21 protein-coding genes are annotated in these 24183 nt (G+C 67.0%); 10 read left to right on the top strand and 11 right to left on the bottom strand.

Translation table 11 applies throughout. The features are described from left to right. Positions 1-213: 213 nt before the first annotated feature. The gene (locus OHA81_RS32655) at positions 214-3309 is read right to left on the bottom strand and encodes an NACHT domain-containing protein (RefSeq protein WP_329202754.1); all 3096 of its coding nucleotides are present in this window, start codon (positions 3307-3309) and stop codon (positions 214-216) included. 747 nt (positions 3310-4056) lie between these two features. On the opposite strand from OHA81_RS32655, the gene OHA81_RS32650 reads away from it, so the two are divergent. Then, positions 4057-4770 (top strand): hypothetical protein, encoded by a 714-nt coding sequence (locus OHA81_RS32650; RefSeq protein ID WP_329202752.1) that lies wholly within the window; start codon positions 4057-4059, stop codon positions 4768-4770. Positions 4771-5124: 354 nt separating this feature from the next. On the opposite strand, the gene OHA81_RS32645 is transcribed toward OHA81_RS32650, so the two are convergent. The 7 genes from OHA81_RS32645 to OHA81_RS32615 form a co-directional block, all read right to left on the bottom strand. Further along, on the bottom strand, positions 5125-5325 hold the full coding sequence (locus OHA81_RS32645; RefSeq protein WP_329202751.1) for a hypothetical protein: 201 nt from the start codon (positions 5323-5325) through the stop codon (positions 5125-5127). A gap of 464 nt (positions 5326-5789) precedes the next feature. Further along, complete coding sequence (locus OHA81_RS32640; protein WP_329202749.1) at positions 5790-6296, bottom strand: hypothetical protein; 507 nt, start codon at positions 6294-6296, stop codon at positions 5790-5792. Positions 6297-6712: 416 nt separating this feature from the next. Continuing rightward, positions 6713-7750, bottom strand: a complete 1038-nt coding sequence (locus OHA81_RS32635) for a hypothetical protein (RefSeq protein ID WP_329202747.1) — start codon at positions 7748-7750, stop codon at positions 6713-6715. 209 nt (positions 7751-7959) lie between these two features. Continuing rightward, a complete protein-coding gene (locus OHA81_RS32630) occupies positions 7960-8664 on the bottom strand; it encodes a restriction endonuclease (protein ID WP_329202746.1) in 705 nt (234 codons plus the stop codon). Further along, positions 8661-8945, bottom strand: a complete 285-nt coding sequence (locus tag OHA81_RS32625) for a hypothetical protein (protein WP_329202745.1) — start codon at positions 8943-8945, stop codon at positions 8661-8663. The genes OHA81_RS32630 and OHA81_RS32625 overlap by 4 nt, the downstream gene beginning before the upstream one ends. A gap of 397 nt (positions 8946-9342) precedes the next feature. Then, positions 9343-10452 (bottom strand): PQQ-binding-like beta-propeller repeat protein, encoded by a 1110-nt coding sequence (locus OHA81_RS32620; protein ID WP_329202743.1) that lies wholly within the window; start codon positions 10450-10452, stop codon positions 9343-9345. After that, a complete protein-coding gene (locus OHA81_RS32615) occupies positions 10449-13130 on the bottom strand; it encodes an outer membrane protein assembly factor BamB family protein (RefSeq protein ID WP_329202740.1) in 2682 nt (893 codons plus the stop codon). Before OHA81_RS32615 ends, OHA81_RS32620 begins: the two co-directional genes overlap by 4 nt. Before the next feature lie 61 nt (positions 13131-13191). Here OHA81_RS32615 and OHA81_RS32610 point away from each other — a divergent pair, with 61 nt between their 5' ends. The 5 genes from OHA81_RS32610 (at position 13192) to OHA81_RS32590 (ending at position 16789) form a co-directional block, all read left to right on the top strand. Then, positions 13192-13593, top strand: coding sequence for a hypothetical protein (locus OHA81_RS32610; protein WP_329202738.1), 402 nt, complete (start codon positions 13192-13194; stop codon positions 13591-13593). A 60-nt stretch (positions 13594-13653) separates the two neighbouring features. Then, entirely contained in the window at positions 13654-14127 is a 474-nt protein-coding gene (locus tag OHA81_RS32605) for an ATP-dependent DNA ligase (RefSeq protein WP_329202736.1), read from the top strand. Between the two features lie 115 nt (positions 14128-14242). Further along, entirely contained in the window at positions 14243-14911 is a 669-nt protein-coding gene (locus OHA81_RS32600; RefSeq protein ID WP_329202734.1) for an HNH endonuclease family protein, read from the top strand. Between the two features lie 104 nt (positions 14912-15015). Continuing rightward, complete coding sequence (locus OHA81_RS32595; protein WP_329202732.1) at positions 15016-15648, top strand: hypothetical protein; 633 nt, start codon at positions 15016-15018, stop codon at positions 15646-15648. After that, positions 15641-16789, top strand: coding sequence for a helix-turn-helix domain-containing protein (locus tag OHA81_RS32590; protein WP_329202730.1), 1149 nt, complete (start codon positions 15641-15643; stop codon positions 16787-16789). The genes OHA81_RS32595 and OHA81_RS32590 overlap by 8 nt, the downstream gene beginning before the upstream one ends. Before the next feature lie 129 nt (positions 16790-16918). Here the strand turns inward: OHA81_RS32590 and OHA81_RS32585 are convergent, their stop codons facing one another. Together OHA81_RS32585 and OHA81_RS32580 are read right to left on the bottom strand one after the other, a co-directional pair. Beyond that, positions 16919-17185 (bottom strand): hypothetical protein, encoded by a 267-nt coding sequence (locus OHA81_RS32585; RefSeq protein ID WP_329202728.1) that lies wholly within the window; start codon positions 17183-17185, stop codon positions 16919-16921. Then, the gene (locus tag OHA81_RS32580; RefSeq protein ID WP_329202726.1) at positions 17182-18039 is read right to left on the bottom strand and encodes a hypothetical protein; all 858 of its coding nucleotides are present in this window, start codon (positions 18037-18039) and stop codon (positions 17182-17184) included. Before OHA81_RS32580 ends, OHA81_RS32585 begins: the two co-directional genes overlap by 4 nt. Positions 18040-18221: 182 nt before the next feature. Between OHA81_RS32580 and OHA81_RS32575 the strand changes: the two genes are divergently transcribed. From OHA81_RS32575 to OHA81_RS32560, 4 genes are all read left to right on the top strand, one after another. Next, a complete protein-coding gene (locus OHA81_RS32575; protein WP_329202724.1) occupies positions 18222-18347 on the top strand; it encodes a hypothetical protein in 126 nt (41 codons plus the stop codon). A gap of 217 nt (positions 18348-18564) precedes the next feature. After that, entirely contained in the window at positions 18565-20022 is a 1458-nt protein-coding gene (locus tag OHA81_RS32570; protein WP_329202722.1) for a hypothetical protein, read from the top strand. A gap of 616 nt (positions 20023-20638) precedes the next feature. After that, positions 20639-21046 (top strand): hypothetical protein, encoded by a 408-nt coding sequence (locus OHA81_RS32565; protein WP_329202720.1) that lies wholly within the window; start codon positions 20639-20641, stop codon positions 21044-21046. A 513-nt stretch (positions 21047-21559) separates the two neighbouring features. Beyond that, positions 21560-22093 (top strand): hypothetical protein, encoded by a 534-nt coding sequence (locus OHA81_RS32560; RefSeq protein ID WP_329202718.1) that lies wholly within the window; start codon positions 21560-21562, stop codon positions 22091-22093. A gap of 147 nt (positions 22094-22240) precedes the next feature. Here OHA81_RS32560 and OHA81_RS32555 read toward each other — a convergent pair whose 3' ends face one another. Further along, positions 22241-23005 (bottom strand): hypothetical protein, encoded by a 765-nt coding sequence (locus OHA81_RS32555; protein ID WP_329202716.1) that lies wholly within the window; start codon positions 23003-23005, stop codon positions 22241-22243. Between the last annotated feature and the right edge of the window lie 1178 nt (positions 23006-24183).

The raw sequence follows: 24183 nt of genomic DNA, 5'->3' as shown, positions 1-24183 counted from the left end.
CCGCAGCCCGCCACGAGCCCTTCCGCTCTACCGAGGCCAGACCGCGGCGCCCGGGCCGCAGAGCTGGGCTGCAGGCCGGACCAGATCGGCCCCTGCGCCAAGTGGTCAGTTGACTGCACCAACTCGGTAATCGGGTCAGGGTCCGGCACCTTCCACTCTGCCGTAGTCGTCCAGTCGTAACCCTCTGGAACGATCAGTAAGAGGACAGTGCGATCAGAGGTCTGGCCTGAGACCCAGATCCGGATGATGGGCCTGGACTGCCCGCCGGAGCCGCACGCGGAGGTGGGGCCGCGCCAGTGAGCCGCGGGCGAGGGCGAGGACCGTGTCGCCAGGGAGGGTCGAGCCGTCCCTGCCGAGCATGTCGGCGAGCAGCCGGGTCACCGGTTCCCGGGCGGGTGAGTCGTCGGGCAGGAGCGCCACAGCGTGATCCACCCTGAGGTACAGCGCTGCCAGCTCATCGCCTGCAAGTCCGACGCTGCCGCCGATCAGCAGCCGCAGCACATCGTGGGCCAGTGAGGTTGCCTGCTGTCCCTCACCGAGGGAGGTAAAGGCGGTCACGGCTGGCCCCAGCCACTCCATGACCGGATCCATCGCATGCCGTACCACCAAATCGTTTGTGCCTCCGGACACGTCCATCTTGTGCCACACCGTCTCCCAGTAGGGTCGGGACCAGTGCGCGATGTCGCGCCGGGGGAGGCGGTACAGCCAGTACATGTCCAAAGGGTCCGGCGGGGACAGTTCCCCCCTGCGCAGGCGGATCTCCAGTCGTCGGCCGCCCTCTGCACGGCTACGGTGAACCGAGACCGACAGTGCGAAGTCCGCCCACTGCTGCTCGTCGAACGACGACCGCCAGAGCAGCGCGTGCCGGTGCCATGCATCGCCGGAGTCCGATGAGTCCGGGAACAGCCTCTCCGCGGTGATGCTCTCCGATAGCAGCAGCACCATCAGGATGAGGTTGGCACCGTAGACGCCGTGCCGTGCCGACGTGCGGTTCTCTGCGGGACGATACGCAGGGTGGGGGTCGTCCGTCCGCGTCGTGTGCTGCCGGAAGACGCGTACGAGCAGCTGACTCAGCCGCTCGCGTTCGCTGTCCGGCAACCGACGCACCATCGACTCCCCGAACCGCAAGATCTGCCGTGAGGAGAGCGGGGCATACGACAGCAGCGCGTAGGCCAGGTCGTCGTTGACGCGGCTCGTGCCGAGGGACAGGGCCGGCCGGTCGGTGAGCAGCCCGGTCAGGACGTGCAGCGCCAGCCGTACGACCAGGTACTCGCCGAAGGTGGCGTGCAGGAACTCGTACGTGGACAGCACGCGACCGTCACGGATGGACTGGGCGCGTTGGACGAAGAAGAACCGGCCCAGCGCCACCTCGGCCGCACCAAGTGGGGCACGGAACCCTGAGGTGCTCGTGGGGGGGCGGCCCAGCAGTGCCGTGAGGTCCTCGTCGAGCTCCGCCGCCGAAACCCACTGTCGACGCCGGTTGAGCTGGGCGAACGCGACCAGGGAAAGGCGCTGGAGCTCCTGCTCGACGCGCTCTGCCAGTCGGTCCTCCGGTATGGCCCCGAGCGCGGTCTTGTCCACCTCCCGGTGGGCGAAGGAGGTGAGCAGTTCCTCGTACAGCTCGGCCTCGTCGAGCGGGGCGTCCCCTTCGTGGCCATCGCGTCCTTCGCGCCTGTCGCGTCGTAGGCCGTTGTCCGTGGCGTCGTACAGCGCCATCAGCAGCAGCAGTAGCGGCTGCGCGGCCAGCGACTCGTGCCGGGCGATGGCATCCCAGGGCAGCGGTTGCAGCCCCCGGGCCGCGAGGTTGCTTGCGTTGGCCTCGTTCCACAGCTCCAGCCAACGGCGCACCTGGGCGGGACGGAATGGCTCCAGGCGCAGGGCGACGAGTCCCTCCGGGTACCGGGTGCGGTCGGCGACGGCCGTACGGCTGGTGACCAGCGCTCGCACTGGCCGGCCGTGCTCCGCTTCGCGCTGCTGGAAACGGGCGACGCGGACGAGGAAGTCGCTGTGGTGGACGCCGGTGGTCTGCAGCAGCTCGTCGAAACCGTCCAAGAGCAGCACCGGTACCGCACCGCCTGCCGAGCGGACCAGCTCCGGCCAGGACACCCGCTCCCCCGTGGCCGCCCGTACCGCCTGCTCGAGTTGCTCCTGCAGGTCGTCCTCGGCGCGTACGTCGCGCAGCGGCACCCGAACGGGAAGGAATCCGGCAGACGGGAGCCGGGCAGCGAGGACCCGGGTCAGGACGGACTTGCCGGCGCCGGGCTGGCCCAGCACAAGCAGCGGGGAGCCGACTCCGGCGGGGGAGGTGAGGGCCCCTGCGAGGTAGCCCGTCAGGTCGCGGCGTACGGGCATCTCCTCCCACCAGGCCTCGCTCGACGGGGCACCGGTGCTGGCCACTGCACGCACTCGAAAGTCCGGATCCAGGTACATGTCCTGCAGGGCAGGCACGCTGATGCCGTCGGGCGCGGTTGAGGTTTCCAGCACGGGCCGGGTGAGCGCTGCCTCATGGGCGAGGGAGAGGGCGGCCGCGACGTCCGTCGGCGGACGTATCGCCCGAGCCACTTCGGACAGCAGCTCCTCCACGCCGACCAGCGCGAGCCGTACCCGCTCTCGGGTGGCCTGGTGCTCAACCTGTGCCACCCAGAATCCGAACTCGGGTGCCTGCTGGGCCAGCTGCGCGTAGAAACCCTCGTATTGCTGGACCGCCCTGCGGGGCAGCTCGGTGGCCAGCACCCGCCGTGCCGAGGTCCGGTCAAACTCCGTCAGGTCGCCCCAGACCTGTAGCCCTTCGACGAAGCCGAGAAATCGCTCCGACAGTCCCCCGTACCAGCGCCGCATCGCCGCCGTCACGTCCTCGAATGGGCGGTGGGGTGCGGGCTGGGGCGCGTCGACCGCAGCCAGCGACTGCGCGAACGCCGCACCGCCCGGCGGATCCGGGGCGCCCGCGAGGGCGAGTTGTTCGCTTCGGGTGAGCTCCAGATCATCGACGCCGAAAGGCAGGTCCGACTCACCGAGCGCTTGGAACCATGCGACGACGACGATCACGGTATGGGCGGCCTGCAACAGCTCCGTGCGCTCGGAGCGCCCTTCCGACCGACCCAGGCGCCGCCCCAGATTCCGTACTGCGTCACGTCCCAGGCCGACGATGCGGCCCCGGGCGTCGGCGATTCGCAGCACCCCGTCCCCGATACCGCCCGTTGCCGCGTTCAGCGCTCCACCCAAAGCCCGGTCCAGTGCGGCGACGGCGGGCGGATCGCCGCCGAGCAGCACCAATGCGTCCGAGAACGACAGCAGTCTGCGCACGCTCACCCTGCCCCCATGAAGACCCGTCCGTCGCTGACACGCCCGCGCTGATCTCCCACCTACGTGCAGGGGCGCTACCCAGTGGACCCTGCCCGGACACTGTCGCATGGGGGAGTCCGGGGGACCTGCGGTTCAGGACAAGAGCCCACCACGGGGCTCGCGTTCGTGCCGGCCCGCACGCCGGCGAGGCGCTGCTCCGAGGGATAAAATTTGCGCCGGCCCTGGAGCCCGGTGAACGAGCCACTCTCCGACTCGCCCCCTCGATGTCCTATACGACATTCATTGTCGAGGCTCAGCGCCCTGCTGCTACGCCCACCTCACGAGACGAGCCGCACTTCCTGGTGCCGTGGTGCAGAGAAGCTACGAGCTGACCTGCAAGTACGGGGACCGCGGTAACCCCCTCTGCAGGCCCTGCCGGGAACAACGCAAAGCCAGAAAGCCCCGTTAGACCCCACGGGAAAAACCCGAGCCTGGAGCCCAGAATCTGCCGCATCCGAATCTGCGTGCAGCAGACGCCCTCTTCGTGAACGGCGAGACAGGGAGAAGGATGGCGGCATCCAAAGACGTACCCGAGGTGCTCAGTTGGACTGAGCCAGGTTTTCGGCGCGCTGTCCTGCTTCCTGCCATGGCTTCGGCCCCCCCCGCAGAACCAGCCACCAGCCCTCCTGTACCGCACCCGCCCGCCACCATGAGAGGACCCCCCACCCGACCAACCGCCTGCCGCACGGCACTCTGAAAGGGGCCACGCACCAGATGAGCGACCCGTACGAGAGCTACGTGTTTGACCATTCCAGGGGCTGGATGAGCCTGGACATCTACTACGAGCCGGGCCTCAACGTCGCCACTCTCCACCGCACCGGTCATATCTCCGTGAAGCAGGGTGACAGCCGCTACGCCGACACCTGGATCGACCGGCTTCAGGACTGCAAGCCCATCGCGCTGCACACGTTCCTCGTGGAGGACGAGAAGATCCCGGCCCTGTTCCAGCCGTGCGTCTACGACGACAAGGACAGCCCGTCCGCAATCGGTGGCAGCGGTTGCCTGTGCCGAAAGTCCATGACCGACCCAATCACCGGCCTGCCCGTCGTCCGCGAGCACTACCGCACCCGCAGCGGCAACATCGAGAGCTGGACCTACAAGACAATCACCAGCCGCGGCTTGCCCGAGGGAAGGATTGTCCGCAGCCTGATCGTCGACAAGCGCGAGTTCTGGATGAGGGACGACGAGTCCGAGCTCCACTTCCTGCCCCACACCGACTCCTCCGGCTACGGCATCGGCTACGGCGGAGGGGGCCCCTACGCCCTCTGCCAGATGATCGAGCAGCTGGTCGAATCGGACGGCGCCAACTCCACCCCCGTCCGCTGGCGCGACAAACCCAACGGGGCACTCGCCGCCTGGGCCCGCAACGATGAGATCAGCCACCAGGGCGAGTACACGATCAAGGAACTCCGCTCCATGATCCACTAACCCCCGCCACACCTCGCGGCCCCGTCCTCACGGCGGGGGCCGCCCGTACTGAGGTCGGCCACGTGCCTTGCACGACTCGGACTTCAAGCCGGGCACCCCCAACACGGTGTGGCCGCCCTTGTGGCTTCGGGGCCACCACACCCCTCCACATCAAGGAGCAGCAGCATGCTCCCTGGTGCTGGTGACTGCTACTGGTGAGTGAGTGGTGACTGCCGGCAGTGAGCTTTTCGGTGAGTAGCCGAAGCCGGCCGGTGACGCCCGTTACGCGCGCCGTGCACGGCGGTGTGCGCCGTCGCGCAGCCGGTTGTGGCCTGGCGGAGGGCGGGGTGTTCGGCGCGCACTGCTGCGCTGGGGTCAGTCGCGGTCGCGGTCCCGCGTGGTGCGGGGGCCGAGGGGTCGCCGGCCGGGGACGGTCTGGTGGTCGTCGGTGACGGCCTGGGCGGGCGGGGCCATGTCGGTGCCTTCGGCGGCGAGTCGGGCCCGGCGCCCGCCGTGGGGCTCGGCGGCAGGTGTGGCGGGGCGGGGGCCGGTGCCCAGTGGGCGGCGCTCGGTCATGCAGCCAGTCTCCCGGCGCCCGGTCCGCCCCCGTCAACCGGGGGGGAAGCCAAGGGGGAAGCCTGGGGGGAAGCCTCGGGGGAACCTGGAGGGGGAAGCCTAGGGGGAAGGCATATTTCCGGCGGGTCTGCATTTTGCCTGGTCAACCCACCTTTCCCCGCTGGTGAGTAGCCGGACTTATATGTGTGGAGGGGTAGGAAGGTGCTGCGCTGGCCCGTATCGGGCGGAGTGTCCGAAGGTCCTGTGGCGTGCTGAGTGTGTCGCTGTGGGAGTGTGATCACTGGCGGGTCGGGAGGCACGGGTGCGCGGGTTTGCGGGCGGTCGGTGCGGCGGTGGTGCCAGCTGGGTGCGGTGGGGTCAAGGCGGGACCGGGAAGGCCGCGGTGACCTCGCTGGTGGGTGATGGCGGCGCCTTCGAAGACCACGCGTGAGCGGGCGGCGGCGGCGCTGGTCGCGTGCCTGACCTCACAGACGCTTTGAGGAGGCGGGTGGCACACCCAGGTCGGGGATACCGGGCGTTCCGAAATAGTGGGCGTCCCACGCGATCAGTTTGTCTCGCAGACGAGTGAACTCACTGGTCAGATCCCACACGTCCTCGCTGGATACCAGGTCTATGTCTGGACGGCTGAGACCCTTCGTTCCTTTGACGATGCGCCAACCGTAGGCGTCGTCGTCGCGCACCCAGCAACTGTGGATGTAGCGGTTGCGTTCCTCGAAGCTGATCGCGCATAGATCAAGGTCATGCAGCAGCGCGGACCGGGCTTGGACGGAGACCCGATCTTCGGGGACTGCGGCTAGCCGAGTTTTGGCCTCGTTGATGAAGTGCGAGACGGGGGCGTTCGGTTTGTCCGTGTAGGGCCGCTCTGCGGCGCCGAGATGGGCGTAGAGGCCGTGCAGCACGTACTCGACCTCGGCGGCGCGCTGTACGAGCAGGCCCAGGCCCAGGGTCAGAGCCGCCTGATCTTCGCTCATCCCCTGCAGCAGCTCAGCTGTACCAGGAGCAATCTCAGGTGCCCCGGGCTGAGGGTCGCCGTATGGAGGCGGAACGGACATGGGGACCCTCTCGACGCTGTTGATAGAGGCGGAAAGTCCGACCGTTGTCGTTGTCGAAGGGTTGTACGGAATCTCCGTGGAGGCTCTGGACGACGCAGCCGGCGGAGGTCGAGGGGTCCCGGTGTGACTGGCGCCTCGACATTACCGCCGGCCGCCGGGGGACATCGTCTATACGGTGTCGGCCGGACCGAGGCCAGGCTGGGCCGGTTTAGCCGCGCGAGCATGTCGACGGCGGTACCGGTGAAGCCCAGCCGTCACAGTGGCGACGATGAATGTGGCGCCAAGGCTTCCGAAAAACTCGGGAAGGGCGTCGCGCAGCAGGGCAGTGGTTGCGTTCACGAGGCGGCCCTGGCCGACGGGCGGCTTGAGGCAGCGTATCGTTCCTCGCGCTCCACCCCGAGTCGCCGGAGCTTGCGCATAACGCGCTGCCCCATGTTCTCTGGCAGGCCGGCGTCCGTAGCTGCCTCGGCCCAGGTTCCTCCGCCTACGGCGAAGGCCCGAGCCACCCGCTGCTCGTCCTCCTGGAGCCGGTCGAAGACCGTTCCAGCATCTCGGCGTTCGGGGTACCAGGGCATGACCTCGTTCTCGATCCGGTGTGAGCCGGCCACGAGCTCGTGGAGGGTCTCACCGGATGGCAGCCGGTAGTCCAGCATCCACACTCGTCCAGGCCCACTCTTGCGCTGCCACAGCGGCATGAGCTGCCGGTGCACGACAGACGCCTCGCGACGGAGGTAGCTGAGCGCGTCGTCCACCTTGGGTGGCTCGGTAGTGAGTTCATCGAGCCAGTCGCCGAGCAACGCGGTCGAAACGGCCTCCAGCCACGTGGCATCAGAGCTCGTCAGGCCCAGATGGCGCCGCCCGAAGGCGGCCACGGTCGGCTTCCAGTCATTCAGGCCCGTGCTCTCCAGGATGGTTCGCCGTGCATTGAGAGCTGCAGCGATCGTGTGCCTGGCTCGTGTGCGGGTGAGGGCGTCGGGACTGGACAGGCTCAGGCGGGCGAAGTGGAGCAGCGTGCGCCCAATCGTCACCGCGAGGGAGTTTCCTGCAAGGCGCCTGCTGCGCGCCCGGGCGGCCACGAGTGGGACGAGATCTTCCTGGCCCAGATCGGCTGCAATGACACTGGTAGCGTCAGGTTCGGGTAGGTCCGCAGCTACGAGGGTGAGCCATGGACGCTCGTACTTCTCGCGGAACAGGTCTACGTAGCCGCTGCGCCGGATTCTTGGTCGAGGACGCCAGTACCCGTGCGTGGTGGCCCCGAGACCCAAGACGAGCAAGGGTCGGTCGAGCTCCAGCTCCAGTTCGACGAGGGTCCACAAGCCGTTTCCGAACGTGGCGAATCTGGCCAGGGCCTGGGCCCAATTGGACGGTGTCATGGGACTCCTTTGAGGGATGGGAAGGGGTTCTCCACCCCTCGGGCCCCGCCGCGGCCCGATCTGTCAAAGCATTTGTGTGGGAAATCAGAAGTTGATGCGGGAGCCATCGCCGCCCGCAGAGAGCCGGGACGCCCCCGCAGCTGGAGGGGGCAGTGCGGCAGTGTCGCGCATCCCGATGTACCGGACAGCGGACGAGCTGGCGGGCCGGGTCAGGACAGGGTGGTGGGTTTGCGGGGTGGGGGGATGGCTCGTGGGAGTTCCCACAGGGGCCGTGACCCGGCGGCCCATTGGGCGAGGAGGTGGCGGTCGACCAGATGCAGGTGCTGGGACTTGGCGAAGTCGGCGGCGTTGGCGGTGATGCGGCCGTTGGTGAGCATGACCAGGACGTCGCCGCCGTGGATCTGGCGGCCGGTGCCGTTGAGGACGTGGAGGTCGGGGGTCCCGACGGGTTTGCCGGACCAGCCGGCCTTGCGGTGTTTGCAATGGATGACCCAGCGCCGGCCGTAGGGGTCGGTGGCTTTCACGTCGGCTCCGTTGTCGCCGCGGCCGCCGACTTGCTGGGCGTCGGTGCAGCCGTCGCGGTGCATCAGGTCCCGCACCGCGAACTCGAACTGCCGGTGGTGGAGACGGTCGAGCTGCTCGACCGCGTAGCGCAATCCTTGTGAGCGGACCTGCTCCCATTGCGCGGCCTCTTTCCGCCGCCACACCCACGCTGCGCCGGCGACCGCGGCTACCAGGAGCGCGACCACCACCACCCCCGGGTGCTCGGCCAGCCACCGCAGCACCCCCACCACAAGGCTCAGGCCCACGGCGCCTACCAGAGCGATCAGCCCCAGCTTCTCGATGTCGGAGTTTTTGCGCCTGCGGGGACGGCGGCCGCCGCCGGCTCGCCGCGCGGGCGGGCGCCGGGTCACTGGCCGCTGCTCGGGCTGGGGAAGACGATCGGATAGGAGACCGTCGGCGTCGGTACCACGACCGGTTTGTCCCAGCCGGGCCACTTGATCGGATACACCGTCGACTGCGGCCCCGGCACCTGCTCCACCGGCGCAGCACCGCCCATCGGCTTGCTGCCGAAGACGAAGATCGCCAGCCCGAACATGATGAGCAGACCGACCTGCTTGCTCGAACCGGCCGGGTTCCGCCAGTGCGCCCGGACGATCGAACCGTTGCGTAAGTGCTCCCGGACAGACGGCATACAGGGCTCCCCTCCCAGTCAGGCTGTGCTCCCCGCACAACGGCCATATCAAAGCACTTGGGACTGACATCACGTCACTGCGCTGTAACCTTGGGTGATCATCTTCCCGGCTGTAGGTCGGAGGTTGGTGCCGTGCTTGGGCCAATTGGACTTGTTCAGGGCCTCGGCAAAGCCGCTCGTGAGTCGGTCGCGGCCTGTCTCTTCCGTAGTGGTCCCAGCTCGCGGGCGCAGGTCAGGCAGCGACATGATGGGACAATCCGGCCAGGTCCCCACTTCGCCGGGGCCCTGGGCTTCTCCTCCTCGGCCCGGGTCTGGAAGGTGTCGAGGCCGACCTGTCGGAAGGCAAGCAGGCTGAAGACGCCGTGCCGGCCGATCAACGGATGCACCCGGTGGTCCTTTAGTGGGCTGTCTTCGTGGTCAGTTCGTATGCCTGGATTTCGTTGTCCGTCCGTACGTAGACGTGGGTGGGGCTGGCGGCGAGGAAGCTTCTGTCGAGTTTCCCGGAAAAGATCCAGTCGATTTCACCGGTTGCGGCGTCATGTGCTTGCACCCACCCTTCTGTGGGTGTGCCGCTCGCGAATATAGCCTGCCCTGCAATCGCGAGTATCCTCTGATGGGTCACGTCATGCTTTTTCCAGAGTTTCTTGCCGGTCTTCTTGTCGATGCCGTGGATGTGGCTTTTATCGGCCGTGATCAGCATGCTGCCGGTCAGTTGGGGTGACCATGCCGTTCCATCGTCAAGCTTTGTAGCCCACAGGTTTTTTCCTGTGGCCAGATCGAGGGCGTACACGGACCCGTCTTTTGACGCGATGTAGACGACCCCCTCTTCGATGGCCATGTTTCCTTCGAGCAGGCCGAACGACGGTGTCGTGTAGGTCCAAAGAATTTTTCCGTCTTTGCCTGACAATGCTTTGACTTTTCCGTTGTGAGTGGACAATACGAGAGTGTCGCCGGATGCCTCGATGTCGTCGATCCACATGTCTGCGGTCTCTTCGTATTTCCAGAGGTCGTGTCCGAGAGTTCGGTCTGCTGTCAGAATTTTCCCGCCGATTTCCGCATGGACGCCTGAGGAAGTAACCTCGGGGGAATTGCGGGGGTTGCCGATGACGGGGGAGAAATATGTCGCTTTTTCTTTACCGGTGGACCAGTCCAGCGCAATGATCTTTCCCCCGTAGGCGGATACGTACACGGCGTCTTCTGCGGGCAGCGGGCACGAAATTTTGCTTTCCCGGTATACCCACTTGGTTTGGCCGGTGACCGCATCACGCATCGTCACGTCGTCAGCACCGGAATCGAGAAGGACCTTGTGCTTCTCGCTGTACAGGGGGCAGTACCGTTTTCCGGTGACGGGCGTCGTCCACACGGGGGAGTTGGAGACGTCGTGGACCGGGCTCTGCGGCGGCTTTTCCGTTTCCTTCGGGGGGGCTTTGTCGCAGCCCGACAGCGGCAGCATGAACGCCGTCAGGGCCAGGAGACCGCGTACCAGTGTCCTTGGCATGGTGCTCATCCCAGAGCATCCTTACGGAAGAAGTACAGGCGCTGGTTGTGGCTGTTGGCGTACACGCCGTCGGATGTGGCTGCCGTGCCCGGGATGGAGTTGACGTTGGCGAAGCAGTCCGTGCGGGTGCCGTCGGTGATCTGGTAGGCGCAGAGCTGCTCATTGTCATACGCGGCGTAGACGCGATCAGTAGAGGCTGACAGGTAGCCGTAGACCTGTGCCTCCTCTGCTGTCTTGGCGAATGACCACTTCATTGCCCCGCTCGTCTGGTCAAGGGCGATGAGCGCTACGCCGTCATTGAGTGGAGCTGTGAAGATCAGCAGTCCGGAGGCCGCCAGCATGTCTCTGCTGTACACCGTGTAATCCCGGTGCCACAGTTCGTTGCCATTGCTGGAGTCGAGAGCGACGATCTGCTTGCTGGTGGCGACGATCAGCGCGGTGCCGGCCATGATGGGATCTTGGTCCTTGTCGATGCTCTCAAGCGCCTTGCTCCATCTGACCGTCCCGGTCTTGAGGTCCAGGGCGCTCACTTCACCCTTTTCGTTGCTGAGGTAGACCTTGTCCTTCGTCAGCGCCGGACGTCCGACGATCGGCTCGTCCACCGGCACGGACCACCGGTCGTTGCCGTCACCCGGACTCACGGAGACCACCTTGGATCTGTGGACTTCCACGAGGGAGCCCTCAGCGGCGGCGATGGAGTCGAGGAAGTCCGACTTCGTCCATTTCACCTCCCCGGTCCGGGTGTCGATCGTCTTGAGTTCGCCGTCGGAGTAGATATGAGTGAGTCCGCCTGACGTCACCGGGCGTCCGTTGCGGCCCTTGGTCGGCACGGTCCACAACTGCTTGCCCGTCTGCGCGTTGACCCCGTAGACCTCGCCGCTCCAGGCCGCGGCGACCACTACCGCGCCGTCCAGCACGGGCCGGCCATCCAAGGGCTGTGGGAGCGCCAGAGCCCACTGCGGCGTGGGCCCCTGCGCCGCCGGCTCATCGGTGACTGAGTCATCGGGCGAGTTCTTGTCCCCACCATCGCCGCGCTGCCCCCACAGCAAGCCGGCGATCGCCGTGGCCAACATGAGCAGGGCGATCACCGCGTAGAGCCGAATCAGGATCCTCGGATCTTTATCGAGGCCCGGGTCGTCCCAAGGCCACCGCAATCTGCCCCGAAGGCCACCGGCGGCGCGGGCGGGCGGCTTCTCCGGTGGCCGTGACGCGGCTGGGGACACGGGCTCGGGCACGGGTACGGGTGTGCCCTCGCCTCCATCCGGGCCGTCACTGTCGTCACCAGCGGGCTCTTCGGCTGGGGCGGCGCCGGCGGGCGTTGTTCCACGGTCAGGAACAACCACAGCCTGCGCTTCGATAAGGAGGACGGTCTTCTCCACCGAGCGCCAGGCCGCGTCCACCGTCTCCTCGGCTTCCGCGACAGCCTCGCCCGGTGCACTGGGGTGCTCAAGCAGGGCGTCCCGCGAGCGGAAGGCTGCCACCAGCCGGCTCTCAAGATCCGCAATGTGCTTCTGGGCGTCGGTCAGCTTCCGCATCGCGGCCGTCTCCCGCTCCCTGCATGCGGTGAGCTTGTCCGCCAGATCGCGACGGTGCCGGCGCGCCGCGGACAACCGCTCACCGATCACCGCGCGCGAATGGAGGACGACCTCGTGCCGGGAGCCCAGCTCGCTACTACGGGCTTCGGCCTGTGCCAGTGCGGCCGCAACCTGATCGAGCTCGGTACGAAGGGACTGCTCAGCCCGCTCCAGGTCTGCCACCCGGTCACGGAACTGCGACATCTGCTCCGCCAGCGCGGTGTTCTCGCCCTTCAAAAGCTTCTCGGAACGGGCCGATTCGGCGCGCTGCTGCACCAGCAGGTCCTGAAGGCGACGAATCTCTTTGTGCGCGGCCTGCTGCTCCGACCTGGCGCCCCGGGCGGCACGCGTCAGCTGATCCTGCTGATCCTGCAGCCGCCTCACCTCGTTCTCCGAAGCCTCCTCGCGTTGCTGACGCTGGGCTTCCTCGCGTTCAGCCTTTCCGGCTTCAAACTCCAGACGTGCCACCACAGCCCGCGCCTCCCGCAGGCTCTCCTGACACTTCACCAATTCGATTTGGTCGAGCCGGTGCTTCTCGAGGGCCTCGTCGCGCTCGCCGACCACCCGGTCGCGCATGTCCATCAACCGGTAAAGGTCGTGCAGTTTCCCGTTGCTGTGCTCCAATACCTTGTAGTACTTCTCCAGCACGTACTCGCGCACTCCGTCAGGAAGCGGCTGACCCACCACCTCTTCCGCGTACGCAAGCAGCCGCAGCACCTGATCGCGGTCTCCCGGCAACTGCTCACCGGAACGGAAGCGGGACAACTGCGCACCGCTGAAGCCCTTGCCCATCCCGGCGGAAATCTGCGCCGTGGTTACCCCCAAAGCGGCGAGCCGGTCGAAGAACTCCCCGCGCATGACCTCCGCAAACTCGCGCCGCGACTCGCTGACGTCCGACAGGTCCTTCGGCTGCCGGCCCTGTCTGCGCTGCGGGTGACCAGCCTCGGGAACACTCCCGCCATCATCCTTCGGGACCATCGCGCCCCCCTGCGCCGGCCACTTCTTTGATTCGTGCCGTGACCAGTGCTTTTCCCTGTAGTGGTACAAACATTCGTCCTCAAAAGTTGCCTTCATCGCCGAACACGGCGCCCATGAAAGCCAGTTGAGGAACACGGAGACAATCATGCTGGACCGCACCCGTACAGGTCACTCGAACAGTACGAACCGACCTGCCATGCGAGCACGACGCTCCCTCTCCGGCTCTGCCGCAGCATGGGCAGCTGTGATCATGCTGGCCGCCCCGATCCACGCCGCCCCCAACCCCGCAGACCCCCCGGTCGCCAGCCAGCAGACCGCCGCCCCCGCCGCCCCCGCCGCCCCCGCACCCCCCGCCGCCCCCGCCGCCCCCGCACCGACCGTGCCAGCCGCGCAGCAGCCAGCCTCGCCGCCCCTCCCCACTCCGCAGTACGACACCCAGCCGCCCGGAGTCAGCGCCTATCTGCCCACAGACACCCTCATCACCATCCTCGTGATCACCGCCCTCTTCATCCTCAGCCTCCGCTATGGCCCCACCCTCGCCACCACTGGCATCAAGGCCCTGCTCCGCCTCTTCCAGAACACCCCTCCCGCGCCGTGAGGCCGAACCCCGGCCGGCTCCGGCTCCCGGAGGTGGCCGGGGCTGTAAGGCGGCCGGGAGTTGCTCGACCTGCCGTATGTGGAGCGCCGCGCCCGCCTGGAGGCCCTGTTCGCCGAGCACGCTTTGACGGCCCCGTGGACGCTGTGTCCGATGGCGACGGACGCGGCCACGGCGCGGGAGTGGCTGGAGTCCTGGACGGACGCATCGGGTGTCGAGGGCATCGTGGTCAAGCCCCTGACCAGCCGCTACATGCCGGGCCACAGGGAGGTGTGGATCAAGGTCAGACGCCGGGACACCACCGAGGCGATCATCGGCGCCGTCACCGGCACCCTCACCCGTCTCGGCCTGCTCGTCCTCGGCCGCCACGACCACGACGGCCGGCTCCGCGCGGTCGGCCGCACCGTCCCACTGCGCCCGGAGGCAGCCCGCCTTGTGGCGCAGCACCTGGCCGCCGCCGGCCCCGGGCCCAGCGCCGGCTGTGGGGCGGGTGCGGGCCGAATCCATGGAATCCTCTGTTCCTTGGCGCATGCGTAGGTGCAGTGGCGTTTCGCCGGTGAATCCGGCGCCCCCGGGCGGGTGAACTGCCGCTCCGCGCCCTGTTGCCGGTGCCACGGGGGCCGGTAGAACCACCGTCGTGATGATCTTGACGATGCGGGCAGCGACCGCGGCCGCCGCTGTCCTCGCCCTGTCCCTGCCCGCCGCTACCGCGACCGCTGACACCACCGTGCAGCACGCCGTACCGCAGGTCCTCCCGATGGGCGTCGCGGTGTCCGCCCTGCCCGTCCAGGCGGAGGAGCGTACCGGCTACCAGCGCACCTCCTTCAAGCACTGGAACGCCGGCGACATCCCGGCGGACGGCTGCAACACGAGGGCGGAGGTTCTGCTGTCCGAGGCGGTGGAGTTCCCGGAGATCGGGCCGGGCTGTGCGCTGACCGGTGGGTTGTGGTGGTCGTACTACGACGACACCACCGTCACGGAGGCGTCCAAGCTGGACATCGACCACATGGTCCCGCTCGCGGAGGCGTGGGACAGCGGGGCGTCGGCGTGGACGCCGGCGCGGCGTGAGGTGTACGCGAACGACCAGGGCCAGCTGTCCTCGCTGGTGGCGGTGACGGCCCGTTCGAACCGGAGCAAGGCGGACCAGGACCCGGCGCAGTGGCTGCCGCCGTCGCCGGATGCGCTGTGTCGGTACGGCGCGGAGTGGACCGCGACCAAGCTCCGCTGGGGCCTGGCGGTGGATGGGGCGGAGCGGGAGCGGCTGCTGGACATCGCGGCCGGCTGCGGCGGCACCGACGTGGAGTTCACCCCCGCCCCGTAGTGCCGAGTCCGTCTGTGAAGGGTCGTCATCCGTCAGGTTGGCGGCCCTTCTTACTTCGCCGAACTCGTTGTGGATGTGGAATTCACGGTTATAAAATAACCGCCATGCTCACACCTGAGGATGCGTCACACATCACGCGGGCCACGGAAGGTCTGTCCGCGCCCCTCTACGAAGCACTGGACTACGGTTACATCGCTGCCCACGGCCACTACAACGACTCGGGCATGACTGGCAACGGCTACACCAAGGGCCGGACCGATCTCGTCCGCGACCACACGCGCCGCTTCATCGAACGCCGTCACGCCGACGGGCTCGACCTCGGCGGCTGGGAGCCCATCCAGACCTCCAGTGGGCGCCTGCACCTGCGCCAAGGGATGATGACCGTCCGCGTCCTGCACGCCACCCCGTACGAGATGGTTCCGGCCCCCGGGAAGAACCGGGCCCGGATCACCTACTATGAGAATCGAACGCTTGACCTGTTCGGCGTGGCGGGCAGCAACCTCATCGCAGTCTGGCTCTCGCCACCCGAGGAGGGCGGGGAGATCTCGGTCCGCATCGTTCGCCCGATAGGTGAATGGAAGCCGGGACGGGCCGCGAAGTTCGACCTGTACTACGAGCTCCCCCGCAACACTGAGTCGTTTACCGGCTGGGAGTTCATCCCGGACGACGAGGGCTTCACACTGCCCTTCGAGTTCGACGAGGACGTGCGCGAAGAGGGTGAAGGAAGTAGTGCGTGATCCAGCGGAGCGCATCCGGACCCTGAGGTCCCTGATGGGCCTCACCCAGGGGGAGCTCGCGCAGGCCGCCGGCGTCTCGCAGCCACTGATCTCACAGATCCAAAAAGGCATCAAGCCGGTCAGCGACGACGTCCTCGCGCGCATCGCCGCCGCGACCGGCACACCCATTTCGTTCTTCGACGTGGACCCCTCCGACCTCCCCGCCGACACACTGGCCTTCCGCAAGAAGGCCAGCGCCTCGGCCAAGGAAGTCGCGCGGGTGGAGGCAACGGTCAGGGAGGCGTACCGGGTCGCCGTACGCCTCATGGCCGAGACCAAGGTCCGCCGCACCACCCTGCCGGTGGCCGAAGGCACCCTCACCCCTGACGAAATCGAAGACCTGGCCAGCCAGACCCGCGCCGCCCTGGGCATCGCCTCGGACGGAGTGATCGGACACGTCATCCGCGCCTGCGAACGGGCCGGTATCCCCGTGGTCCCGCTCATGCTCCTCGATGCCGACGGCGCCGGCGAGGAAGCCGTGGTTGGGCACTCCGGCGTCTCCTGCTGGAAGGGCACCACAGGTCCGTCCATGATCAGCTACTTCTCCGCCGGAAGCGGAGACAGGCAGCGATTCACCACCGCCCACGAACTGGGACACCTCGTCCTCCACCCCCACCGCCGCGCCGGCCTGGACCCCAAGCAAGCCGAAACTGAGGCACACCGCTTCGCGGGCGCCTTCCTGCTACCGAAGGAACGCGCGGAGGAAGCATTCAGCGGCCCGCTGATGCTCCGCGAGTTCGCCGTCCTCAAGCAGCGCTGGGGCATCTCCATCCAGGCTCTGATCAACCGTGCTCACGACCTCGGTCACATCGACCAAACCCGCCGCGAGAGCCTCTACAAGCAGCTCGCCGCCCGGGGCTGGCGGACCAACGAGCCCGTCGCCGTGCATCCTGAGCAGCCCACCCTCCTCCGCGCCATGCTCGGCCGCAAGTACGGCGAGCCGCCGTCACTGCTCCAGGCCGCCGAAGACTTCGGTCTGCACCCCGTCCTCATGCGTTCCCTCGCACCGGACGTCGCCGCCGACCCGGCTCCGCGCCGTACGGCCCCCGTGATCAGCCTTGCCGCTCGCCGCCGCAAAGGCGCACGCCTTCAAGCCCTCTGACCGGCCGCCGGACAGAGCCGAGAGGAACCCCGGCGACAACGCGTCACCGAAATGATGCGGGCCCCGGCCCAGACACCCTGGCGCGCTTAGGGCCGGGGGCGCCGCCCCGATGGGGCGGCGCCGGGGCCCTCACAGCTGTCCGCACTTCTCCAAGATGTTCTGCACCACGTGGTACGCGCCGACGAACGTGCCGCCGGCCCAGCCGAGCGAGGCGAGCGCCTCCGCTCCGAGGTGACGCGAGACCGTGAACGCGACCAGCGCGGCGAAGGCCGCGCCGACCACACAGAGCGAAATCGCCATGGCCTTCTTACCAGTGGCGGGCACCTCGGGCGGGGTGCTGGCCGGCGGTCCCGAGGGCGAGGCCAGCGGGTTGGGCGGGGTCGTCGGGGTGGTCACGCGGCACCTGCTTGCTGCTTGTCGTGGGGGGTCTTGGCCGTCGTGTGGAGCTGGGCGGGGATCCAGATCCGCCGCTCGCGGGCCGCCTGGTAGAGGGTCTTGCGGAAGCGCGTCTTACAAGTGCGGACCGCGCCGTTGGTGATCTTCATGGTGTCCGCGATCTCGGTGTCCGTCAGGCCGTGGACGGTCAGGCTGATGACGGCCTGCGTCTGGGGGGTCTGCTCGGCCAGGATGTCCTCGAAGTTGTTCGTGAGGACGATGGCCTCGGGCTCGGCGAGGTAGCCGGGCGCCTGGAGCAGGCTGAGGATCCCTCCGCCTCCGCCGGGCGCCTCCTCGGCGAAGTCGCGGAGTGCGTGCAGCTCGGCCCACTTGACCCGTGCCTGCGCCCAGCTCAGGTACGCGCGACGGAACTCCCAGATGCACGTGCCGATGAAGTACGACCGCAGGCAGCTGGCCCCGCGGGGACCCTTGTGGTTCGGGTTCCACTCCTTGTTGATGAGCGCGTTGGTGCGGAACTTCTTGAGGGCGCTGACCTGCATGTCGATGAGGATTTCGTCGCGGGCGGCGGCGTCGGCCCGCAGGGCGGCCAGGTCCTCGGGGTGGATCCAGAACGTGATGCCCCGCTCGTTGAAGCGCTCCATCGCGAGCCGGCCGAGCGAGCCGTCGCGGATCATGCCCTTCAGGATCGACTCGGTCTCCAACAGCAGCTCGTCCTGGAATACCTCGTACACCCGGCCCTTGAAGCCGTAGTAGGCCAGCTCCTGGACGCGGGCGATGTCCGCCTGGATCCGGGCCGCCTGGTCGTCGGGCAGTCCCTTGTCGACGGCCTGCGCGATCTGGTCATCCGTATGCATAAAACCCTCCCCGGTCTTGCGCTGCTCTGAGTCGCGACGATGTTCAACTGCGCGCGCGCGATTTCAGGAGCAGTCGCCTGGTTGTACGGGCTGATGTGCCGCGGAAACCCGTGAATGTCACACGTGATCTAAATTTTTTTGAAATTTCCGAGTCTGAAACTCTCCGCAGCTCTCTGACCTGCATGAACGCAGTGCATCGCCGGAAACTTGGCACCTGCTCGTTCCGGGCCGGGCCGGTCGAGCCGTTCCGCCGCCGGGCCCTCATCGTCGTCGGCGCTCTGCGGCGCGCGGTGTCCGCGGCGCGGTGACCGCGCGCCCGACTTCGGTCGAGCGCGGCCCCTCGGTGGCCGCTGCCGCCCCCCGCCCGGGTGAATCAGGACCCTCGCGTACGCGTAGGCGGCTTATGCGGTGTGCTCCCAACTTGCCCCAGAATCAGGGCTATTGAAAATAAACCGGATCTTTCGGCATGTTTCCGGCGCGGCCCGATCGTCGGGCCGATCGAAGTGCGATCGGAGTGCGATTCAGATGGTGCGTTCGGTACGGGAGAGCTACGACGAGAACCAGGCGGCGGGCCGGCTGCGGGTGCCTCTGGCGGCGTGGCGGTGGGCGGTCGGCCACCTCGCCCGCGCGGGTCTGCTGGTCCGCCTCGGCGGGGACGCCGAGTGCCCCGACGTCCACCCGGACCAGGTGGCCGCCCTCGCCCGGCGCAGGGACCTGCCGGCCCTGCTCGACCGGCACGTCCCCCTCGGCCCGGACCAGGCCGCCCGCCGCCTCGGCGTCCGAAGGGTCGACTTCGACCAGGTCGTACGCCTCGGTTGGGTCGCACCGGTCGGCTCGGTGCAGATCGACTACAAGCGGCAGGGCGGCGTGACCACGGTCCCGTTGTACTCCGCCGAGGACGTCGCGCTGCTCCCCGTCGTCCGGCCCACGGTGGACTGGCGGGTGGTGTACGCCGTCCCTGCGGGGCGCCGCTCGCCGCTCGCTGGGCTTGAGCCGGCCCCGGTGTGGGAGCGGGTGTTGTTGGCAGAGGTGGCGCGGATGGCTCGGGTGGGCCGGGCCGCGGTGGTGAATTGGTGCCGCTGGCACCCCGACTTCCCCGCCCCGGTGGACGGCACCGATGTGCACCCGCAGTTCGACCGGGCGGCGGTGGTCGCCTGGCTGCTTGCCCACGACAAGATCGAGGTGCCCGTGGCCATGCCGTCGGCCTCGCTGGTCGTGGTCGGCGCCGGAGGCCGTACGTTCCGGTTCCGGCTCGATGGTCCGTGGCTGGACCTGGCCGACGATGCCGAAGGAGAGGATCAGTTGTCCGGCTGGTCAACCGATGCGGACGCCGACGAGCTGGCCGCCCTGGCGGCGGGGGAGTTCGGGACATCGGTGGGCCGGCTGACTGCGCCGGGAACGGTGCCGTTGGCCGTGCTGGGGGAGGTGCGGGTGATCGAGCGGTTCCGGTCGGGGTCGGGTGGCCTGCGGGTGACGCTGGCCTGGCCGGCCGGCCTGCGGGGAGCCGCCGCGGACGGGTCGGGGGGCGGGGTGGTCCGGCACGAGGTGCCGTACGTCGGCCTGGGCGAGGAGTGCGTGTGCCGCCGGCACGACTGCGGCGGCCTGGTCCTGGTGACTCGTGCGCCGAGCACGGCCGGGCTGTCGGCCCGGTGCTGGAGTGGCACCTCGGCGGCGGCATCCGCTGCGCGGCGCTGCACCGCCGCCGTGCGGAGGGCGCGCACGTGGGCTGACTGGGCCGTGCCGGGCGGGCCGGGTGACCGGCCCGCTGCGGGGCGCGGGCCGGTGCCCAAGGCGCGGCGTTCGATCACGTACTCAGTTTCCCGGCTCCGCGGCTGGAGCGGGACGGCCAATCCTCGCGTCACCGACTGGACCTCACTGCCCTTGCGTTCGCGCGGGCGAGCCGGGTCGGTTTCACAGTTGGGTACGGGGTCGGGCATGACTCACCCCCCACTGCCGGGAAGTTTATTTCTCAACGTCGAATGATGCTCTGGCACATGGCCGTCGAGATGCCAGGAAGGTGCACCGGTGGAAAAATGGTGAAGTGAGACTTCTCCGCAAAAGCGCCGCTTGTTTTTGGAGGAAGACACAATGAGTGTTAAGCAGCGCCGAAGCCGGTACCACGCAGTGATGGCAAGACAAGGCCATCTAAGGAAGCTGCGCGGCAAGCAGGGGCTCCAGGCTCATATGGAGCTGAACCGGCTATGGGAGCTGACTCGACAGCATGGCGTCCCGCCTAACCCTATTCCGGGAGCGTATACCGTTGCAGCCCTCGTTCAAGATGGGGAGTGTCAAGCCGAGGAACCCCCCAAGCCCTTCTGGGGGCCGATCGGCAGGGACGGTTACTTGCTTTATTGTTGCACTCACAGACAGGAGCACTGCTACCGCATCGGCTGGGCAGAACGATGAAGGCAACGTTCCTGAACGCGCTCACGACGCTTGGGATCGCGCTCTTGGGTGCGGGGTGGGCCTTCGTGCTCTACAAGGCGCTCTGGGGTCTCGTTGCCATCCCGGTAGCCGTAGCCAGTGCTGGGCAAGCGCTGTTCCTGGTCGGAAAACGCATGGTAGGCACACGCCCTGAGGGTTCCATACGCCTGATGGAATGGGGCTTCTTGGGCCCTTTTTCCTTGCCGTCATCGGGGCCGGAGCAATCATCTTGATTGCCGCCAAGTTTGCACCAGGAGAAAAGGCAACGCCGGAGGAGAAGGGCATCATCACAGCCGCTAGTGGAGCTATCGTGGCGGCGATTGCCTCTGTCCTTGTCGGCAAGAATGAGTCCCCATGGGTCAGCTGGGTCGACAATCGAATTAGTCAAGCGTTCCAGAGGTCTTTCCGTAATTACTTCGTGCTTGGCAGCCCGCCACAAAAGGCTGTTTTCTCAATCCACTTTGGAGAGTATGAGGGGTGGGGGCGGAAGGCCAGACAAGCGCGTGTCACCGAGATCGCGGATGCGCTTAAAACAGGCACTCATAGACTCACACCCCGCCCTGAGGAGCATGAGGCGTGGTGAATTATGCGACGTCTGATTTCCCCGATTCCGTCTGACTGCATGTCAGGTGAGGGTTGATGGGTGTGGTTGGAGGTGTGTTCGGGGCGTAAGGGCCGGTCCGCTGGCCACTCGTGGCCGGTTAGGCCGCGCGGCTGCGTGGGGGCCGTTGCGGCGGGTTGTCCCTAAGTGCCTGTTTCTGATCCCGCCCGCGCAGGTCAGCGGGATGACGTGGAAGTGCAGGTGAGAGTCGCCGTTCGCAGAACGGTCACGGTGACGGTTCCGCGAACGGAACTACTGGGGCTGGTGAGTGAGAGAGACCAGAGGCCGGACTCACCCGGTGAACCTAACTGCGGTGTGCCGTTGACGGCCGCGAACGTGGCCCAGACTGCCCGTGGTCCCCAGGTAGCGAGAAACCGCAGCGGCGGCATGGCGTGGCCCAGGTGGCCTTGCCGGGGTACTGCCACGAGGCGATATTGCACTGCGCGGGGCGTGCCGCTGGCGTGGATCCGATCCCCTTGCACCATCGTGATTCTGGTGGAGCCTGAGATTATCGTCGGAATTGTCGGCCTCGGAGGCACCTTGATTGGTGCTATTGCCGCGTTCGGGGGCGTTGTCTATCAGCAAGGCAAGCAGGCAGAGCATGCGCGAGAGCGACGGCGCGACGAGCGGGCCGAGGCCGCTACAGACAGCCTCCTGGCAGATGTGGAGACCGTGCGAAAGCTTGTCATGGCTGGACACGGCAAGGATCTTTCGGACGACTCGGAAGAGGCTCGCCTGTGGAGGGAAGCGCTCGACGAGACCATCATTGGGATCCGTCTCGGCTCGCTCCGGATCCCGAACGAAGACCTGCGTAGGAACATCCTTGCGGCTTGTGCATTCGGCTTCGGTCGATACCACCTTCTGGAGGCGAGCGGTCTGAATTCCACCTCGGTGCTGATGGTTCGCATGTGTGTTGAGGTGCAGAACGTTCTCGGTGCCTACCTTCGAGGGGCGCCAGCCCCTCGACTTCAGTTTCTGGCTCTCGCCCGCAACATGTACGACATTGAGTTCCCCAAGACAGGTTCGTGAGCTGCACAGGCGGGTTCAGACACAGGCACTAACGCGAGCTGTGCCATGCGCTCAAAACCGGCGAGGACATCAAGGACGACCGGCGTAGCCTCCGCCTACACGCCCAAATGGGCCGGGGGAACCCCCCATGGTGTCGTGAGGAGGATCTCAGGGCCACACATCAGTCACGCTTGCTTGGCGTACCTCGCTGTCCCGGGTCTCCGTAAAGGCCACCGTATTAGGTTGATGTGACGTATCGACATCTCCCCACGCATATGCGACAAGGTGCTCCTCTTCCCCCGCGTGCCCCTTGTCGTAACACCACCAGTTTTGACGCATCTCGTGGATCTCTTGGACCGCATTTCCCTGTACATATACACATTGCAGTACTTGGTCGTGTTTCACGGGGTTGCGTAGCTCCAGTGCCCAGGGGTTGATTCTCGCGCGCGGAGCCGGCGTGCCCTTATCTTCCAGACTGCCCCGTTTTGGAGCCACCAAGATCATTACCGAGTGGTCCCAGGGCGAGTCAACGCACGCCGCATCGTCGTGATTTGGTGCCGACCAGGGCATGAACCAGCAGGGATCGCGAATGTATGAGTCCGGAGTGCCGCAGCGCCAAGCGCTTGGATCGAAGGTTCCATGCGCCCCAGTCCAGCAGTTGCCTCCGGTGATACGTTGAGTCTCCTTGAACGGGGGGATCAATTCACCGGAGTCAGCGGCAAGATGCACGTAATGCACTTGGGTAGGCCCCAAGGAGGGTTGCTCGGCGGTGCAGCTAGCGGCAACTTGCTGAACCATCACACCGACTACTGCCACAATGAAAACGCCGAGCAGCTTCTTGAAGTGGGTGGCCGCCCACCGATACAGCCGCACCAGATTACTCTGACTCGTACGGTCTTCCGAAGGCTCTGAGGACATCACATCAGAAAGCATTTGCGATCTTCTGCGCTAGCCCATGTCGCCACGCAGAGCCATCACCTGCATGCCTGAGTGTCGCCTGCGAGCGGCTGAGCAGCGAGACTTTCACGACAGCCAAGGCCTCGAAGCAAGTACTCAGGTGTTGACGGAACTCCGTGGCCGCACCGCGTCTGACGCCCGAAGAGCCACCTTCCCGGCCGGACGCCATGCAGGGGGCCGCAGTGCCGAGGGCGGGCGTCAGCCGGTCGGAAGTGGTACCAGCGGCCCACTCTTCGCCGATCCGCTGGGAGGTGAGGGACTGCCGTCCCTGACGTCATTCGCCGAGGGCTGCAGGCTGCGCCCGCCCCAGCCGCCGCGCCCCAAGCCGTCCCGGAGCCGGCGAAGGACGGAGCCAGCTCAGAAAGAGTTCGCGAAGACCATCTGGCCGGTGTGTACTGCGCATTACGGGCTTACGTGGGCCAGTGATGAACCCGATCTGATGCAGGGATGCCCGTACCCACCTCCGCACACGCGGAAGACCATCGAGCGTCGGAAGAAGGGGTGGTTGCCACCGGACTATGGGCTGCGTGAGCTTCGCCATTTGCGCTGACGAGCCCGACATGGGTGGTGACAGACCTGTCGTCGGTCAGTGGATCTGGTACGGGATGATCTTTCCAGAGTCAATCCCTTACTCAGATTGAAGCAGCTTCATTGGTGGTCTGGTTCGATGAGGTCTCCTCAAGGCTTCGTGATCATGTTTTCATCTCTGGCTATCTGGGGAGGATCGGCGTGCGGCACTGCTGCCGGTCCAGCCCCCATGAGGCCGAGTCGGCTCCACGTTGCTCGTCACCCGGCTGACAGGAATCGGCATACAGATGACAGTGGACTTCGTCATCCGCTACAGCAGCACGGGTGAGCCGCGGGCTGCGTTTGCTGCCAGCCGCCCGCGAAGCGGGCTGGTCCTGGAGGCGGAGCCGGAAGGACCGGGTGGGGGAGCGGAGCGGACCCGCCCAACGGGCCGTAGGTCCGGACCCCGTGAAACGGGGTCACCCAGGCCTGCGGAGCAGGCCGTTCGGGGTGGAGCGAAGCGAAACCCCGACTAGTCCGGAGCGAAGCGCAGGACTCCGGCCCGAAGGGCCGGCTAGGACCGCGAAGCGGTCCGCCGCCGAGCGCAGCGAGGCGGTTCTCTCCTGAGCGCGCAGCGCTCAGGAACC

It is taken from the genome of Streptomyces sp. NBC_00667 (assembly GCF_036226825.1).
Lineage (GTDB): Bacteria > Actinomycetota > Actinomycetes > Streptomycetales > Streptomycetaceae > Streptomyces.
This window is presented reverse-complemented; position numbering and strand designations above follow the sequence as displayed.

Coding starts and splice junctions, on each gene's coding strand:
- OHA81_RS32555 (WP_329202716.1), bottom strand. CDS start 23,005: ATGCTTTCTGATGTGATGTCCTCAGAGCCTTCGGAAGACCGTACGAGT.
- OHA81_RS32565 (WP_329202720.1), top strand. CDS start 20,639: ATGGGGCTTCTTGGGCCCTTTTTCCTTGCCGTCATCGGGGCCGGAGCA.
- OHA81_RS32645 (WP_329202751.1), bottom strand. CDS start 5,325: ATGACCGAGCGCCGCCCACTGGGCACCGGCCCCCGCCCCGCCACACCT.
- OHA81_RS32570 (WP_329202722.1), top strand. CDS start 18,565: ATGGTGCGTTCGGTACGGGAGAGCTACGACGAGAACCAGGCGGCGGGC.
- OHA81_RS32600 (WP_329202734.1), top strand. CDS start 14,243: ATGCGGGCAGCGACCGCGGCCGCCGCTGTCCTCGCCCTGTCCCTGCCC.
- OHA81_RS32595 (WP_329202732.1), top strand. CDS start 15,016: ATGCTCACACCTGAGGATGCGTCACACATCACGCGGGCCACGGAAGGT.
- OHA81_RS32580 (WP_329202726.1), bottom strand. CDS start 18,039: ATGCATACGGATGACCAGATCGCGCAGGCCGTCGACAAGGGACTGCCC.
- OHA81_RS32640 (WP_329202749.1), bottom strand. CDS start 6,296: ATGAGCGAAGATCAGGCGGCTCTGACCCTGGGCCTGGGCCTGCTCGTA.
- OHA81_RS32625 (WP_329202745.1), bottom strand. CDS start 8,945: ATGCCGTCTGTCCGGGAGCACTTACGCAACGGTTCGATCGTCCGGGCG.
- OHA81_RS32650 (WP_329202752.1), top strand. CDS start 4,057: ATGAGCGACCCGTACGAGAGCTACGTGTTTGACCATTCCAGGGGCTGG.
- OHA81_RS32610 (WP_329202738.1), top strand. CDS start 13,192: ATGCGAGCACGACGCTCCCTCTCCGGCTCTGCCGCAGCATGGGCAGCT.
- OHA81_RS32635 (WP_329202747.1), bottom strand. CDS start 7,750: ATGACACCGTCCAATTGGGCCCAGGCCCTGGCCAGATTCGCCACGTTC.
- OHA81_RS32620 (WP_329202743.1), bottom strand. CDS start 10,452: ATGAGCACCATGCCAAGGACACTGGTACGCGGTCTCCTGGCCCTGACG.
- OHA81_RS32575 (WP_329202724.1), top strand. CDS start 18,222: ATGAACGCAGTGCATCGCCGGAAACTTGGCACCTGCTCGTTCCGGGCC.